The sequence below is a fragment of the Brachyspira sp. SAP_772 genome (assembly GCF_009755885.1).
Taxonomy (GTDB): domain Bacteria; phylum Spirochaetota; class Brachyspiria; order Brachyspirales; family Brachyspiraceae; genus Brachyspira.
Genome location: NZ_VYIX01000001.1, coordinates 787,964 through 803,522, shown reverse-complemented (window position 1 = coordinate 803,522; position 15,559 = coordinate 787,964). Strand labels below are relative to the sequence as shown.

Genomic DNA, 15,559 nt, shown 5'->3' with positions numbered 1-15,559 from the left:
CTCCATAAAAATTATTATTTAGTTTTTAATCTCTTCTAATTTTTTTATGTTTTTTATTTCTTTTGTTACAAATAAAATAGTAACTATCAAAGCCATACCATCTGCTATTGGACCAGCATACATTACACCGTCTATACCAAATATTTTAGGGAGTGTTATTATAAGAGGAAGCAAGAAAATTATCTGCCTAGTCATAGCTATAAATGCTCCCTTAAATGCTTTACCTATAGAAGTAAAAAATGAACCTGTAACGGGCTGAACTCCATTAACTACCATAAATAGCATATATATTCTCATATATTCTTCAGCAAAAGAAAAATATAATTCACTTCCATCTCCAAACATAGAAACTATTTGTCTTGGAAATAATTGAAATAGTATCGAAGCTGTTATAGCCATCATAGTTGTTATAAACACACTTAACTTATATGTATTTATTACTCTTTTATAATTTTTAGCTCCATAATTAAATCCAATTATAGGCTGCGAACCTTGTCCTGTACCTATTATAAAAGCCATAACAATCATATTAATTTTTATTATTATTCCAGATACAGCAAGAGGAATATTGCCTCCATATATTGATTGATTTCCATAATAGCTTAATACATTATTCATTGTAATTTGTACAGCCATCATGGCTAATTGATTGAATCCTCCAGCTAATCCTAAAGTGAAAATTTTAATGGCGTTTCTAATATTTAATATAAAGTTTTTGCCATTAAGTGTAATATTTTTCATTTTGAATATATACTTAAAAGTTAAAGCAAAAGATATAAACTGCCCAATAATAGTAGCCAAAGCAGCTCCAGATATACCCATTTTGAAATAAAATATAAATATAGGGTCTAATATAGTATTAGCAATAGCTCCGCTTAATACAGACATCATTGAATATCTAGGGCTTCCGTCTGCTCTTATTATATGGCTCATCATGCTTGAAAATATAAAAGGCAAAAAGCCTATAGAAGTTATTGAGCTATATTTTATAGCATAACTTGATACTTCCTCAGTAGAGCCAAACATATACATTATTTTCTCTATAAATACTTTTACTATTATAGTTAATATTATACTTAAAATAAATGCTAAAGATATTGTATTTCCTATAATAGTTGATGCTTTTTCTTTTTCTCCTCTCCCAAGCAGTAAACTATATAAAGATGATCCTCCATGCCCTAAAAATAATGCTATTGATACACATATTGTTGTTAGTGGAAAAGCAACATTTGTAGCAGCATTTCCATTTATGCCAACCCCTTGTCCTATAAACATTTGATCTACTATATTATATAATGCTCCAACTAGCATTGATATTATACTTGGAGTACCAAATTTAAAAAGAAGTTTATGTATTTTTTCATAATATAATGGATTAGAAGTCACTTCGTTATACATATAAAATCCGCATAATTAGATATTTTTATTATATTATATTTTTTTAATAATTTAAATTATTTTAATAATTAATTTTTGTATAAATTTATATAAATACTATTGACAAAAATACTATATATGGTAAAATACTATATATAGTAATTAACAAAAGGGGCTCACAATGATAAACAGTGAAAATGGATTTTTTGGAAAGTTTGGCGGAAGATTTGTAGATGATAAACTTGAAAAAAAATTAGCAGAATTAGAAGAAGCTTTTAATTTTTATATAAAAGACAAAGACTTTTTAAATGAATTAGAAGAACTTAGGAGTGATTTTTTGGGAAGACCTACACCATTAATGTATGCCAAGAACATATCAGAAAGTATAGGCGGGGCAAAGATATATGTAAAGCTTGAAGGTTTTGCCCATACTGGAGCACATAAGATTAATAATTCCATAGGTCAGGCATTATTAGCAAAAAGGATGGGAAAGAAAAAAATAATAGCAGAAACAGGAGCGGGGCAGCATGGTATTGCTACGGCGGCAGCTTGTGCTAAGTTAGGGTTAGAATGTTCTATATACATGGGGGATATAGATGTACGCAGGCAGCAGCCTAATGTGGCATCTATGGAATTATATGGGGCTAATGTTGTATCGGTTAAAAGAGGAGCTAGAGGATTAAAAGATGCAGTTGATGAGGCTTTAGAAGAATGGATAAAAAATTTGGATGACACTCATTATTTGCTTGGAAGTGCTGTTGGACCTAGCCCTTATCCAGATATAGTGAGAACTTTTCAATCTATAATAGGAAGAGAATTAGCTAAGCAAATAGAAGAAAAAAAGTTAAAAGTAAAATCTATGATTGCATGTGTTGGAGGCGGTTCTAATGCTATAGGTTTTTTTGAGCCATTTATAGAAAAAACTGATATAGAATTAATAGCTGTTGAGGCGGGCGGAATAGGTACAAATATTGGTGAGAATGCTGTAAGAATGAATAATAAATATGCTAAAGAACATATTGCTCAAGGATATAAAACTAAGTTTATATTAACAGAAAATGGAGAAATATCTAATACTATGTCTATATCGGCGGGGCTTGATTATCCGGGAATTGGACCTCAATTAGCATATTTAGGAGATATTGGAAGAATTAGATTTTTAAGTGCTACTGATACTGAAGCTGTTAATGCTGTTAAAGAATTTGCTAAGCATGAGGGAGTTATATTTGCTTTAGAGAGTGCACATGCTGGGGCTAAGGCTATAGAATATGCTAAGGAATGCTCTAAAGATGATGTTATAATAGTTAATATGTCTGGAAGGGGAGATAAGGATATTTTTATAACCTCGCCTATATTTAGAGCTGAGAGATGGAAAGAGTTCTTGCAAGATGAGTTAAAGAGATTAGAAAATAATATTGATATACATAATTTTAAATAAACATATATTAAATCCTTTATCTATTTTTATTGATTATTTAAAAGGTATAGTAATTTTTAGTTAATTAAATTGCTATACCTTTTATTAGTTAATATCGTATTTTACATAAACATTTCTATTTTTACTTTTATATTGATATTTTTAATATTAATTATATAATTAAACGATGAATTATTTTTGTAGGATTTTTATATCTATAGTATTTTTTATTACTCTAGTTTCTTGCGGACTTCCAGATATAACTAGTATTACGCAAGAGATGAATCAGCCCTTTATAACAAAAGTTACACCTATGGATAGGAAAATAGTAGTAGAGTTTCAAGCACAAAACAATGAACCTGCTTTCAGCGGATATAATATATATTTTGGAGATAGTGTTAACCCTAGAATATATAGAGTCTATAGTGAGCAAAAGACAATTCCTACGATAGTAACTACAAGAAGCACAAGTTTGCAAACATTTACTTTTACAATAGAGAAAAATATTTATTATACAGGAAGCAACGTTACAGAAATTTCTTTACTTCAAGAAAACGATATAAGAAACGGTATACCTATATATGTATGGGTGAGTTCTTATCAAATAACGCCTCAAAATGAAAGTTATTATTATTATGATAATTATGTTAAGATGGGGACACCTAGACCAGAAATATCAAATCAAACTGTGAGTGTTAATAATAACATATCTCTTGAGGCAGGTAATTTAGCTAAATTAATATTGAATGCTGCGGATGGTAAACTTTATTTTTCCAGTCCTCTAATATCTGGTGAAACATGGTCTATACAGCGTGTGGCAGGTACTTCTCTTTATGATGTTGTAGTGCCTCCAACTGAAGGATATACTACAGAAAGTTTGGAAGTTATTGCTAATAGATTGTATTTAATAAAGATTAGCAGAAGTAGTGGAAATTATTATGGAAAAATATTTGTAAGGAGTGTTAACAGTACTAGCAGTAGTATAGTAGTAGATTATTGCTATCAGATTAGTGCTGATATATTGAGTTATTAGAGATGAAAAAAATATTTTTACTTACCCTGTTTACTATATTTTTTAGCTCTTGTGCTGAAGAGCTCGTTACTGTAATAGATGAGTATAATATCCCTTATGAAATAAAAGCTATACCGGGAGATGGTAAGGTGAGTATATCTTTTTGGTCTGGGATATTAGCATCAGATTTTGCAGGATTTAATTTATATGCAAAAACTTCAGAAGATATGATTCAGCCAGACGATGCTATATTAAATGTAACAGATCAATCACTTCCGACTGTAAAAGGTACAAATCATACCCGCACTAATTTTACTATGGAGATTCCTTATAATTTTATAAATGGTACAAAATATTATGTAACAGTAACAGCATATGGTACGAATGAGCTTATAGAAGATAAGTATATTGAGACTCAAATTGACACAATAGTACCAGTAATACCAAGACCAGAGGGCACAAGCACTATAACAGGAAATAATATGGATGTTACAGGGGTAGGAACTATTGGCACAAAGAATGGCAATATGATTAACGCTTCAACTCCTTGGAAAGTTCAATATTTTGGATATCAGACTGATTTTAATAGTGTAGTGATTGTTACTAATATGAATGGGTTTGATGATAATGCTCCATATTTGGTTAATGGGCTTTATATATTTTATAATGGTGCTGGTTTAGTAAAAGTTTTGATAGGAGATAATGATACTTATCAGTGGGCTTATCAAGGTGATGCAGCTTCTTGGAATGGGGTATAGTTATTTATATACTATCATAAAATATGCAAGCTGATTTATGATTACTGTTTACATCTTTTAATATAGCTTCTGTATTTTGGCATTCTTTTTTTGCATATATGCATCTTGTATGGAATCTGCAACCTGTTGGTATATCTGATGCATTAGGTATTTCTCCTTTTATTGGAAGCTCTTTAATAATGTTTGCTCTTCCTGTAGAAGCATCAGGTACTGCAGAGATTAATGCTTTAGTGTAGGGGTGTTTAGGATTTTCTATTATTTCATTAGCTTCTCCTATCTCTACAATGTTTCCCAAATACATTACTGCTATTTTATCTGCAAAATATTTAGCAGTTGACAAATCATGAGTAATATAAATATAGCTTAATTGTTTTTGTATTTGCACTTCTTTCATCATATAAAGTATTTCAGCTCTTGTAGATAAATCTATCATAGATACGGGTTCATCAGCAACAATTAATTTTGGATTAAGTATTAAAGCACGAGCCGTTGCAATTCTTTGACGCTGCCCGCCCGAAAGCATATGCGGATATCTATCCATAAACTCTTCAGGAGGATTAATCTTTACATCTTCAAGTGCCTTTATCACCATTTCATCATAATCCTTTTCATCACCCTCTATATTATGAATATAAAGTGCTTCTTTCAACACATCTCTTATTTTAAATCTTGGGTTCATTGATGCATAAGGGTCTTGAAATATCATTTGCACATTTTGTCTGTATTTCTTTATTTGTTCTTTGTCAAAATTATTAATATTTTCATTTTCAAATATAATGTTTCCAGAAGTAGGCTCTATTAATTTCATTATTAATTTGCCGATTGTTGTTTTTCCGCTTCCAGATTCTCCTATAATTGCAAGTATTTCTCCTTTTTTTATTTCTAAGCTTACATCATCAACTGCTTTAATTTCTTTTGTTTTTTTTATTAAACTTTCTATTACATTACTATGAGGCTTAAAATATTTTTTTACATTTTCAAGTTTTAATATTACACTACTATTCATTGGAATCTCTTAACAATATTTATTATCTGATATAATAGTAATATATTATAATATAGAAATCAAGTATAGTTTTTTATTCTAACAATATTTTTTATTTTATAGAAAGTTTATATTTTTGTTTTTTTAGCTATAATGAATAGCATTATAATTTTATATATTGATTTATATGTAAATATACAATATAATTTAAACTATTAAATTTAGGATTTTTTATGAAAAAATATAATTATATATATATAATTATCATTTTATTTTCAATAATAGTTGGTATATTTACAAGAGTAGAATTGACAAATATGTATTCACTAAACTCTGATATGATAGAACATTATTATCATATGAGACAATATTATGATAATAAAATTTTTCCAGTAACGGGTGCTTTATTAGAAGGCGGTACATATATAGGTAATACTTATGATAGTTCATCAGATATGTATATTGAAACTGCACGAATACCTGGGGGATATTTTTATTTAGAATATATGTTTTTTTATTTTTTATCTGGAGAAAATCTTGATTTAGCTAGAATTTTATATGGCATAGCAATGACATTATTTTCATGTGTATTTTTAATATGGATTTATAAAAAATTCGGATTAAAAATATTAGCTATAATGACATCTATGATTTTTGTTAATATAACTTTTTTTACCGTAAGTAATAAATTTTATAATCCTCATACAGCATTTCTTTTATCGTTTATACATATTCCAATAATATTAGAATATATAACAGCAAAAAGGTTTAATTATTTTTATGCCATATTAATTTTTCCAATATTAGCTTTGGAAGCAATGGGGCACATGGCTGCTTTTTTTAATTTAATTCCAACTATTATAGTTTATTTATTTATAAGATGGAAGAATACAAAAAAATATATAATTCCACTAGCTATAGGAGTATTTATATCTTTCCTATTATATTTGCCTTATTTAATATCTGATATAAATAATGGTTTTTCTAATTTTATAAATGCAATATCATTTAGAAATAGAGCTAAACCAATTATACAGCCTCCTCAAATATGGTCTATATTATTTTTTCCTACCAATGAACCTAATGCTAATTATAGAAATAGTATATCAGCAATATTTAATCATTGGTTTAATGGTGATATAACTCTTATATTTAGTTTTATTTTTTATATTATATCCATAATAATAGGATTATTTGCTTTTATTTTACTATTAAAAGATTTTTTTCAAAAGAAATTAGAAGATAAAGAAAATTTTATATTTAAGGAAAGTGCATTAATATATTTTCTTTATATTATAATTACAATAATTTTATTTATGCTATTAAAATTGGGGGCAGCAAGAGCTAGATATTTCCTCAATATATATCCTTTAACTTTTATACCTATAATATATTTAGTGAAAAAAATTGAAGGAAAAAAAGTATTCAATATATTTCTAATATTTATATTATTTAATCCATTAGCAGTTTATATAGAAATGAAACATTTGTATAGGAATGAAAATAAAACAGGATGGAATTTTATGATTCCTCATATAAATAAAATAAAAGAAGATGCTAATGGTAATTCTTTTGATATTTCTACCAATAGTTATTATCCTTCATTGCTTTTAAAAATAGATGATAATAATTTTGTAGCTGACAGCAATTCTTCTATAAAATATCATATAATATCCATTTATAATAATAAAGATTTTAATTTAACTAATAATATGGAAATTATATATAGTAATAATGCTTATATAACTTATAAAGAATATAAAAATAATACTAATTAATTAAATGACATGCACATAAATGATTATTATAACCACTTTTTATAATAGGCTCTTCATATCTACACTTATCAATTCTCTCTTTGCATCTATCATAAAACATGCATCCTTTTGGCGGATTAAGCAAATCAGGAGGAGTCCCTTCTATAAACTCTAATTTATCAACTGTTTTTTTAAGTCTAGGAGTAGCCGCTAATAATCTTTTTGTATATGGGTGTTTTGGATTATTATAAATATCTTCACTTTTGGCAAGCTCTGCTATTTTTCCTCCATACATTACACAAACTCTGTCAGATATTTCTGCTTCTAATGCCAAATCATGAGTAATAAATATAAATGATAAATTAAAATCTTTTTTTAGTTTTTTTAATAGGTTTATTATTTGAGCCTGCACTATAACATCCAATGCTGTGGTAGGTTCATCTAATATTATTAATTTAGGTTTTAAAAATAAAGCAGCTGCTATTACAACTCTTTGTTTCATTCCTCCAGAAAGCTCATGCGGATATCTATCCATTACACTATCATGAAGACCAACATATCCTAAATATTCTTTTATGAGTTTGTATGCATCATTTTTATTCATATCAACATGTCTGTTTAATGTTTCAAGCATTTGATAGCCTATAGTATATACAGGAGTGAGAGAGTTCATAGCTCCCTGAAAGACCATAGATATTTTTGACCATCTTATATTTTTTCTTATATATTCTTCTTTAAGCGGTATTATATCTTCATTGTCTAATATAATTTTTCCGCCTTCATATTTTCCGGGAGGGGAGGGCATTCTTAAAAGTGATGCGGCAAGAGATGTTTTTCCGCATCCCGATTCGCCAACAATGCCTAGAGTCTCTCCTTCTTCTATATCAAAACTAATATCATTAATGGCTTTTATATCGCCTTTAGATGTGTGATAATACATCTTGAGATTTTCTACTTTTAATATAATTGACATATATATTATTACCTTAAATATTATGTTAATTATAATATATTATAAAAAATTTACAATCTATATATTTTTATTGTATATTGTCTTGAGCTTGTCTTAATACTTCATATATAGCTAAACTGTTATTATCTCTTGCTATATCCATAGGTAATTTTCCGTTATTGTTTTCTATATTGATATCAGCACCAGCTATAACAAGCTCACTTACTATATCAATATTTCCAGCTCTAACAGCATTATGTAAAGGAGTATCTCCATATTGATTTTGTATGTTTAGCTTTGGTTTTTTATTAAGTAAAAGTTTTACAATGTTTAATTGAGAGTTTTCAGCTGCCATATGTAAAGCAGTGCTTCCATATTTATCTGTAGTATTTAATTCTACATTTCTTGAAAGTAATATTCTCACTATATTTTCAAGCCCAGTTCTTGAAGCTCTCATTAAAGGTGTTAAACTTGATATATCATTTGCTCTATTAATATCAGCACCATTTTCAACTAAAAGCTGAAGCAAGTCTATATTATCAGTATTAATAGCATATTCTATTAAAGAGCTTCCATCTTCCATAGTTGTTTTATTTAAATCTGCTTTATTGGTAATGAAAAACTTTGTTAATTCCATATCATTATTCATTATAGCAATATTTAAAGCACCAAGTCCATTAGCATCTGTTGTGTTGATATCAGCTTTGTTTGCTATTAATAACTCTATCATAGGTATTCTGTTTTTTACAATAGGGCTTTTTATAGCACACATTAAAGCAGTACTATAATCATAACTTTGAATATTAACATTTGCATTATTAGAAATAAGTAACTTAGCTAATTCTATATCTCCATTATTTGCAGCATACATAAGAGAAGTCCATCCATCATTGTCATAAGAATTAACATCAGCACCATTTTCTAAAAGTATTCTTACAGTGTCTATATATGAATTACCAGAAGCTATTATTAAAGCATTCATTCCATTTATATAACTGTTAATATCATTTTTATTAAAGTTAGTTATAATATCTTTCATTATTTTGGCACTATTTGCAGCACCATTTTGAAGAAGAACTAAATCAACAGGCTGTTTGCTTGAACTATTATTAAACTTAGAGCCCGCAGCAGCCATTATAACATTTCCATATTTTTTATTGAAACTATTATTTTCTACTTTTGAACCTTTATCCAAAAAGTATTTAAATAAATCATAATCTAATGATACTATAGAATTATATAATACAGTGCTTCCATCAGCATTTTGATAATTAATATCCGCACCATTATCTACTAAATATTTAACTATACTTCTATCGCTGTTTTCAATGGCATAACTTAAAATTGTAGGCTCTCTTTTTAAATCAAATGAATTATCTAATAATAATTTTATCATACTTTTGTTTGTTTGAGATATTGCATAATACATAGGATAATTTTCTATATCATCTCCAGTATAAGAACCATATACGTTAGCATTGCCTTCTTCTATTAGAAGTTCTGCTATTTTTTTATTATTGTTTTTTATTGCTAAGAGCAGAGGAGTTATTCCTTCATCGCTTGATATTTCTGCATCTGCTTTATTTTCTAATAAGAATTTAACAGCCTTTATATTGTTTGCTTCAACAGCATGATAGAGAGGAGTTTTATTTTCTATATCAGTTTCATTAACATCAGCACCATAATTATTTACAAACTCTTTTACAACGCTATCTCCATACCTTTTATTGTATATAGCTTCATCATATATATGATAATTGTCTACCATTTTATTTAAATTGGCTTTATTTGTTATAAATAAGAATGTACCAACAAGTATTCCTGCACCAATTAATAATATAAAAATAATTGCTAATGCTATAATTAGTACTTTAAATAAATATTTTTTATTTTCATCGTATTGATTATTATTATTCATAAACTTTCCTATTAAAAGACTTGCTAAAAAACTTGCATATAATATAACATATTTTATATAAATTAAAAGAGTAAATTTTTTTTGAAGTAATTGTTTGTTAATCGTGTGTTAAATAAAAAAGCTTTATTACACATATTTTTTATATGCATAATAAAGCCTATATAACAATTATTATTAATTATCTTTTAGCCATTTCATATTGTTTAGGGAATGGTACATCAATGCCTAAAATTCTTGCAGCCTGTAATGCCCAATAAGGGTTTCTCAATAATTCTCTGCCTATGTATATAGCATCAGCAGCGCCATTTCTCACCATCATATTAGCCATTTTAGGGTCATATATAAGACCTCCTCCTATACAAGGCACTGTCATATATTGTTTTAATTCTCTGCAGAAAGGCACTTGATAGCCTTCATAAGGAATAATCTTACCGTCTGCTGTAACTGCTCCAGTACTAACGTTTATAGAATCTATTAATTTAGCTTCTTCTAAAGGTTTTAGCATTTCAGCAAAATCTTTTACAGTGTTTCCGCCTTCTCTCCAGTCATAAGAAGATATTCTTACTTGTATAGGGTAGTCACTTCCTACAGCTTCGCGGCATTTTCTTAATATCTCTTCTAAGAATTTAGCTCTGTTTTTGCCGTATTCGTCTGTTCTTTTATTTGATAATGGTGATAGGAATGTAGAAATCAAATAACCATGAGCAGCATGAAGTTCTATGATGTCAAATCCTGCCTTTTTAGCTCTTACAGCAGCACTAGCAAAAGCATCTACTACTTCATTAATATCTGATTGTGTCATTTCTACAGGTGTTCTAAATTTTTCATTGAATGCTATAGCACTTGGAGCGTATATTTTATCTATTTTTGTAGACTCGCATTTTCTTCCAGCATGATTAATCTGTATACCAATTTTTGCTCCATTAGCATGAACTGCATTTACTAATTTGCTTAAACCGTCAATATATTTATCGTCCCATATAGCCAAATCATTATCAGTAATGTTGCTTACATAAGGTAAAACTCCAGTAGCTTCTACTATTATTAAACCAGTTCCTCCTATAGCCCTTGTAGCATAATGCTGTATGTGCCAATCATTAACATATCCGTCTTCAGCACTATACATACACATTGGAGGCATTACAACTCTGTTTTTTATTTCTATATTACCTATTTGTAAAGGTGTAAAAAGATTACTTTTTTCTGCTTTCATTATAAAAACTCCTTAAAATAATATGCTTAGATAGGGTATATTATAATAAAAAATAAAAAATAATTCAAATGCTTAATATTGTTTTTTTATATATTGAAAGCTTAGAATTTATTATATATTAAAAGTTGTTTATATTATACAATATTTCTTTCATTTTATTCATAGCTATTGCTCTATGGCTCATAGAGTTTTTTTGCTCTAAGGTCATCTCTGCATATGTAACATCATATCCATTAGGCTTAAATATAGGGTCATAACCGAATCCATCAAAACCTTTAGGGCTTTCAATTATCACTCCATCAACTCTCCCCTCTAAAGCTATATAATAATTATTATCTAATACACATACCGCAGAAGTGATAAAATAAGCCGTTCTATCATTTTTATTTTTTAATTTATCTAATATTAACTGCATCTTTTCTTTATAGCCTAAATTTTCTCCGCCGTATCTTGCAGAATATATTCCGGGCTTTCCATTAAGAGCATTTATGCAAATACCCGAATCATCTGCCAAAGAGGGTAGTTTTGTATGATTATATACAGCTCTTGCTTTTATTAGAGAGTTTTCTATAAAGCTATTTCCATCTTCTATTATCTCTCCAATATCTGCAGGCATTGGCAATATCTCTTTTGCAGAGTCTTTGAATATGTTTTGTATTTCAGTTAATTTATGCTTATTAGCTGTAGCTATTACTAATTTATTTATCATAAATATTAATCCCTAAACTGAAGCGAATACAAATACTGATATTTTCCGCCTTTTTTCATAAGCTCTTCATGTGTGCCAGATTCTGTAATCTTACCATTTTCGACAACACAAATGTAAGTAGCATTTTTTATAGTAGATAATCTATGTGCAATTACAAATGTAGTTTGAAGGTTAATAATTTCATTTAATGCTTTTTGAACATACATTTCACTTTCTGTATCTAATGCACTTGTAGCTTCATCAAGTATTAATATAGAAGGTTTTTTTAATACTGCCCTTGCTAAAGCTATACGCTGACGCTGACCGCCTGAAAGCATTACCCCTCTTGGACCTATATGAGTATCGTATCCATTTGGAAGTTTTAATATAAACTCATCAGCATGTGCTATTTTTGCAGCTCTTAATAAATCATCATCAGTTGCATTAGGGTTAGCATAAAGTATATTTTCTCTTACAGTACCATAAAATAAAATATTCTCTTGAGATACCACACCAATTTGATTTCTCACACTTCTTGTATTAAGTTCGTTAATATCTATACCATCAAATCTAATAACACCTTCAGAAGGGGTAAATAATTTAGGTATAAGGCTTATTAAAGTAGTTTTACCGCCGCCGCTATTACCAACAAAAGCAACAACATCTCCTTTTTTTACATTAAAACTAATAGGGCCTAAGTGGAAAGGTTTTTCTTCTCCTCTTTTAGTATATTCAAAATTAACATTTTCAAAAGTTATAGAATGCTCTATTGGTTTCATTTCTTTTTTAGTAGGGTCATCAACTTGTTCAGAAGGTAAATCTATTATTTGAAAAACCCTTTGAGCTATCCCCATGGTTCTTTGAAGATTAATAAATATTCCAGATAAATCCCTTACAGGAGTTGAAATATTAAGCATATAAAGCAAAAATCCCCACAAAAACTCAAAAGGCATCTCACCTTTAAATATTAAAAATCCGCCGTAAGCAAGTATTATAAGCATAGCTACTATCATTACAAGCTCTGTCATAGGTCTATTTAACGAAGTAAGCAAAGCTATTTTTCTCATAAATCCTATTAAATCGGCATATACTTTTCTATATTTTGTTACTTCTTCATCTTCTTTAGAAAATATTTTTATAACCTCTATTCCTCTTATATCTTCTTGTATCAATGAAGTAGTAGCCCCTAATAAATTCTGCTCAGCTGTAACTCTTGTTCTTATTAGTTTTGAAACTTTATCAATACCAAGTCCTATCAGCGGGGCAGCTATAAAACATGCTAAAGTAAGTTTGACATTTAACACTAATAATACTGCTAATGTGAGTATTAAAGTCAAAGGTACTGTTATCATATTTGGTAATGTAGTAGATAGAAAATTCTCTATAGTTCCAGATTCATTAATGACTCTGCTCATTAAATCGCCTTCTTTTTCTTGTTTAAAATATGCTATATCCGTATTCATTAACCCTTTTAACATATCAGCACGAACATCTTTGCCTATTTCTTGTGCTGTAAATTGAAAGAGAAATGTTTTAATATAATCAAAACTAACACGAAATATTACATATATGAAGCCTATTATAATAATAAAAGCAAATTGTGCTATTACTATTGGATTAGTTATGCTATCTGCTGTTAAAAATTGTTCTGCTAATTGTTTTGTACTAATGTTGCTAAATTTAGATGCTAACTCATTTACAAAAGGTATTTTATCAAGTAAATCAACTCTTTTACCGCCTGTAATAGATATTGCTAATTGACCAAAAAAAGGAGGAAGTATATTAATTATTGTATACATTATGCTAATTATAAAAGATGGTATAAAAAGCTTTTTATGTCTCATAGCATATGACCACATTCTTTTATATGGATGTTTTTCTATTTTACCATAATATTTTTTTCTATGTTCTTCTGTAACTGCTCCATAATCAAATGGTTTATTTCCTTTTTTAAAAAATTCTTTTATTTTTTTTATCATTTAAAATCCTAAAAATTATATGCAATCAAGTTTTATATATTTTATATTTAATTATTAATTAATGCAATAAAAAACAATTAATTTGAATAATAGTTAATTATTAGTATGGATTTAAATATTTTTTATATTATAATATTTAACAATATTTTATAAAAGTTAATATAGTTTTATGGATAATTTTATTATAACAATAAGCAGACAATATGGAAGCGGAGGAAGGCTAATTGGAGAGAAATTAGCTAAAATACTGAATGTCAATTTTTATGATAAAGAATTGATTGATATAGTTGTTGATAAAACAGGATTAGCTAGAGGTATTATAGAATTGAAAGATGAATGTTTTATAAATGATAATATATTTTTTACAGCATATAATAAAAGAAAATTTGAAAGCCCTTTTGCAGGAAATAAAACTTATTCTACACTAGATAGAATATTTGAAATACAAAGCAAAGTAATAAGTGATATAGCTAAAAAAGAATCAGCTATTATAATAGGGAGGTGTGCTAGTTTTATATTAAAATATTCTGATAATTCTTTTAATGTATTTATTCACTCTTCTATAGAAAATAGAATAAAAAGAATAAATGAAGAATATGGAGTAAATATAGAAAATGCTGAGAGAGAGTTAAAGAATATGGATTCTTATAGATATAATTATCATAAATATTATACTGGAGAAGAATGGGGGAATATGATAAATTATAATATGACTTTAGATAGCGGTTGTTTTAATTATGATGAGATTTGCGATATTATAATATATGGTATGAATAAAAAATTAAAAAATATAAAAAAATGATGAATTTTATAATTTAATGTATTATACTATTAACAAAACTATTTTAGGATTAGTTAGAGATGTCAAATTCTTTACAAATAAAAGATTTTTCTGAAAGTGATTATTTTTCTTATGAAGCTTCATGCAATTTATGGGAAGATGAGAATATTAGTTTGATTATAGATTTTGGAGAGGAATCGAATAAATCTGATATGTTATTAAAATATGCAGATAAAATTAATGAAATATTGAAATGGATAGAAGAGCATAAAAAAGCTATTTCTGACTTTCTTATTTCAAAACAATGTATTACTTTGGCAGAAGAGTGGGTTTCTACAAATAAACAAATAGATGATAATTCTTATCAAAATGCTATTGGCGAGATAATTAATATTCCAATAAAAGAGGAAGATTTTTATAAGGCTATGTATTTAGATAGCATACTAATTGATTTTGAGGAAGATGAATCTAGACCAGATACTACTATGCATATACTTTTTGAACCTGATTATTTTAAGCATCATTCTTTGATAGTTTATGTTGATGGCGATAAAAATATTGAGTATGGTGATTTAGCGGGATAATTTGTTAATTAATTTTATTATTTTTCTTTTAAATAATCATTTTTTTGTTATAGAGTTTTTTTTTAATATAATATATATTTATTGTATTATTTTCAGTTATTTAAACTGTTAAAATAGAAATATTTGTTAAGAGGGATA

Annotated in this window: 13 protein-coding genes; 6 read left to right on the top strand and 7 right to left on the bottom strand. The window is 27.7% G+C overall.

Translation table 11 applies throughout. The features are described from left to right. Positions 1–18: 18 nt before the first annotated feature. Positions 19–1,398 carry an MATE family efflux transporter gene (locus tag GQX97_RS03480; protein ID WP_157150555.1) on the bottom strand — a complete coding sequence of 460 codons (1,380 nt, stop codon included), beginning with the start codon at positions 1,396–1,398 and terminating at the stop codon, positions 19–21. A gap of 160 nt (positions 1,399–1,558) precedes the next feature. Between GQX97_RS03480 and trpB the strand changes: the two genes are divergently transcribed. From trpB to GQX97_RS03465, 3 genes are all read left to right on the top strand, one after another. Beyond that, positions 1,559–2,815 (top strand): tryptophan synthase subunit beta, encoded by a 1,257-nt coding sequence (trpB, locus tag GQX97_RS03475; protein ID WP_157150554.1) that lies wholly within the window; start codon positions 1,559–1,561, stop codon positions 2,813–2,815. A gap of 166 nt (positions 2,816–2,981) precedes the next feature. Further along, a complete protein-coding gene (locus GQX97_RS03470) occupies positions 2,982–3,827 on the top strand; it encodes a hypothetical protein (protein ID WP_157150553.1) in 846 nt (281 codons plus the stop codon). A 2-nt stretch (positions 3,828–3,829) separates the two neighbouring features. Then, complete coding sequence (locus GQX97_RS03465; protein ID WP_157150552.1) at positions 3,830–4,564, top strand: hypothetical protein; 735 nt, start codon at positions 3,830–3,832, stop codon at positions 4,562–4,564. Positions 4,565–4,568: 4 nt separating this feature from the next. Here GQX97_RS03465 and GQX97_RS03460 read toward each other — a convergent pair whose 3' ends face one another. Continuing rightward, entirely contained in the window at positions 4,569–5,570 is a 1,002-nt protein-coding gene (locus GQX97_RS03460; RefSeq protein ID WP_157150551.1) for an ABC transporter ATP-binding protein, read from the bottom strand. Between the two features lie 212 nt (positions 5,571–5,782). Between GQX97_RS03460 and GQX97_RS03455 the strand changes: the two genes are divergently transcribed. Then, positions 5,783–7,327, top strand: coding sequence for a hypothetical protein (locus GQX97_RS03455; RefSeq protein ID WP_232473253.1), 1,545 nt, complete (start codon positions 5,783–5,785; stop codon positions 7,325–7,327). On the opposite strand, the gene GQX97_RS03450 is transcribed toward GQX97_RS03455, so the two are convergent. The 5 genes from GQX97_RS03450 to GQX97_RS03430 all read right to left on the bottom strand — a co-directional run bounded on the left by GQX97_RS03450 (position 7,320) and on the right by GQX97_RS03430 (position 14,056). Beyond that, entirely contained in the window at positions 7,320–8,279 is a 960-nt protein-coding gene (locus GQX97_RS03450) for an ABC transporter ATP-binding protein (RefSeq protein WP_157150550.1), read from the bottom strand. The genes GQX97_RS03455 and GQX97_RS03450 overlap by 8 nt on opposite strands. Before the next feature lie 67 nt (positions 8,280–8,346). Then, positions 8,347–10,176 (bottom strand): ankyrin repeat domain-containing protein, encoded by a 1,830-nt coding sequence (locus tag GQX97_RS03445; protein ID WP_157150549.1) that lies wholly within the window; start codon positions 10,174–10,176, stop codon positions 8,347–8,349. 178 nt (positions 10,177–10,354) lie between these two features. Beyond that, entirely contained in the window at positions 10,355–11,389 is a 1,035-nt protein-coding gene (locus GQX97_RS03440) for an NADH:flavin oxidoreductase/NADH oxidase (RefSeq protein ID WP_157150548.1), read from the bottom strand. Positions 11,390–11,507: 118 nt separating this feature from the next. Further along, on the bottom strand, positions 11,508–12,098 hold the full coding sequence (gene rdgB, locus GQX97_RS03435) for an RdgB/HAM1 family non-canonical purine NTP pyrophosphatase (protein WP_157150547.1): 591 nt from the start codon (positions 12,096–12,098) through the stop codon (positions 11,508–11,510). Between the two features lie 5 nt (positions 12,099–12,103). After that, positions 12,104–14,056, bottom strand: a complete 1,953-nt coding sequence (locus GQX97_RS03430) for an ABC transporter ATP-binding protein (protein ID WP_157150546.1) — start codon at positions 14,054–14,056, stop codon at positions 12,104–12,106. A gap of 169 nt (positions 14,057–14,225) precedes the next feature. Between GQX97_RS03430 and GQX97_RS03425 the strand changes: the two genes are divergently transcribed. Both GQX97_RS03425 and GQX97_RS03420 read left to right on the top strand, forming a co-directional pair. Beyond that, positions 14,226–14,858 (top strand): AAA family ATPase, encoded by a 633-nt coding sequence (locus GQX97_RS03425; protein WP_157150545.1) that lies wholly within the window; start codon positions 14,226–14,228, stop codon positions 14,856–14,858. Between the two features lie 59 nt (positions 14,859–14,917). Further along, positions 14,918–15,421, top strand: a complete 504-nt coding sequence (locus tag GQX97_RS03420) for a DUF2262 domain-containing protein (RefSeq protein ID WP_157150544.1) — start codon at positions 14,918–14,920, stop codon at positions 15,419–15,421. The last annotated feature ends 138 nt before the right edge of the window (positions 15,422–15,559 follow it).

Bases quoted from the DNA above. Each gene is read 5' to 3' on its own strand.
- GQX97_RS03480 (WP_157150555.1), bottom strand. From the start codon at position 1,398: ATGTATAACGAAGTGACTTCTAATCCATTATATTATGAAAAAATACAT.
- trpB (WP_157150554.1), top strand. From the start codon at position 1,559: ATGATAAACAGTGAAAATGGATTTTTTGGAAAGTTTGGCGGAAGATTT.
- GQX97_RS03470 (WP_157150553.1), top strand. From the start codon at position 2,982: ATGAATTATTTTTGTAGGATTTTTATATCTATAGTATTTTTTATTACT.
- GQX97_RS03465 (WP_157150552.1), top strand. From the start codon at position 3,830: ATGAAAAAAATATTTTTACTTACCCTGTTTACTATATTTTTTAGCTCT.
- GQX97_RS03460 (WP_157150551.1), bottom strand. From the start codon at position 5,570: ATGAATAGTAGTGTAATATTAAAACTTGAAAATGTAAAAAAATATTTT.
- GQX97_RS03455 (WP_232473253.1), top strand. From the start codon at position 5,783: ATGAAAAAATATAATTATATATATATAATTATCATTTTATTTTCAATA.
- GQX97_RS03450 (WP_157150550.1), bottom strand. From the start codon at position 8,279: ATGTCAATTATATTAAAAGTAGAAAATCTCAAGATGTATTATCACACA.
- GQX97_RS03445 (WP_157150549.1), bottom strand. From the start codon at position 10,176: ATGAATAATAATAATCAATACGATGAAAATAAAAAATATTTATTTAAA.
- GQX97_RS03440 (WP_157150548.1), bottom strand. From the start codon at position 11,389: ATGAAAGCAGAAAAAAGTAATCTTTTTACACCTTTACAAATAGGTAAT.
- rdgB (WP_157150547.1), bottom strand. From the start codon at position 12,098: ATGATAAATAAATTAGTAATAGCTACAGCTAATAAGCATAAATTAACT.
- GQX97_RS03430 (WP_157150546.1), bottom strand. From the start codon at position 14,056: ATGATAAAAAAAATAAAAGAATTTTTTAAAAAAGGAAATAAACCATTT.
- GQX97_RS03425 (WP_157150545.1), top strand. From the start codon at position 14,226: ATGGATAATTTTATTATAACAATAAGCAGACAATATGGAAGCGGAGGA.
- GQX97_RS03420 (WP_157150544.1), top strand. From the start codon at position 14,918: ATGTCAAATTCTTTACAAATAAAAGATTTTTCTGAAAGTGATTATTTT.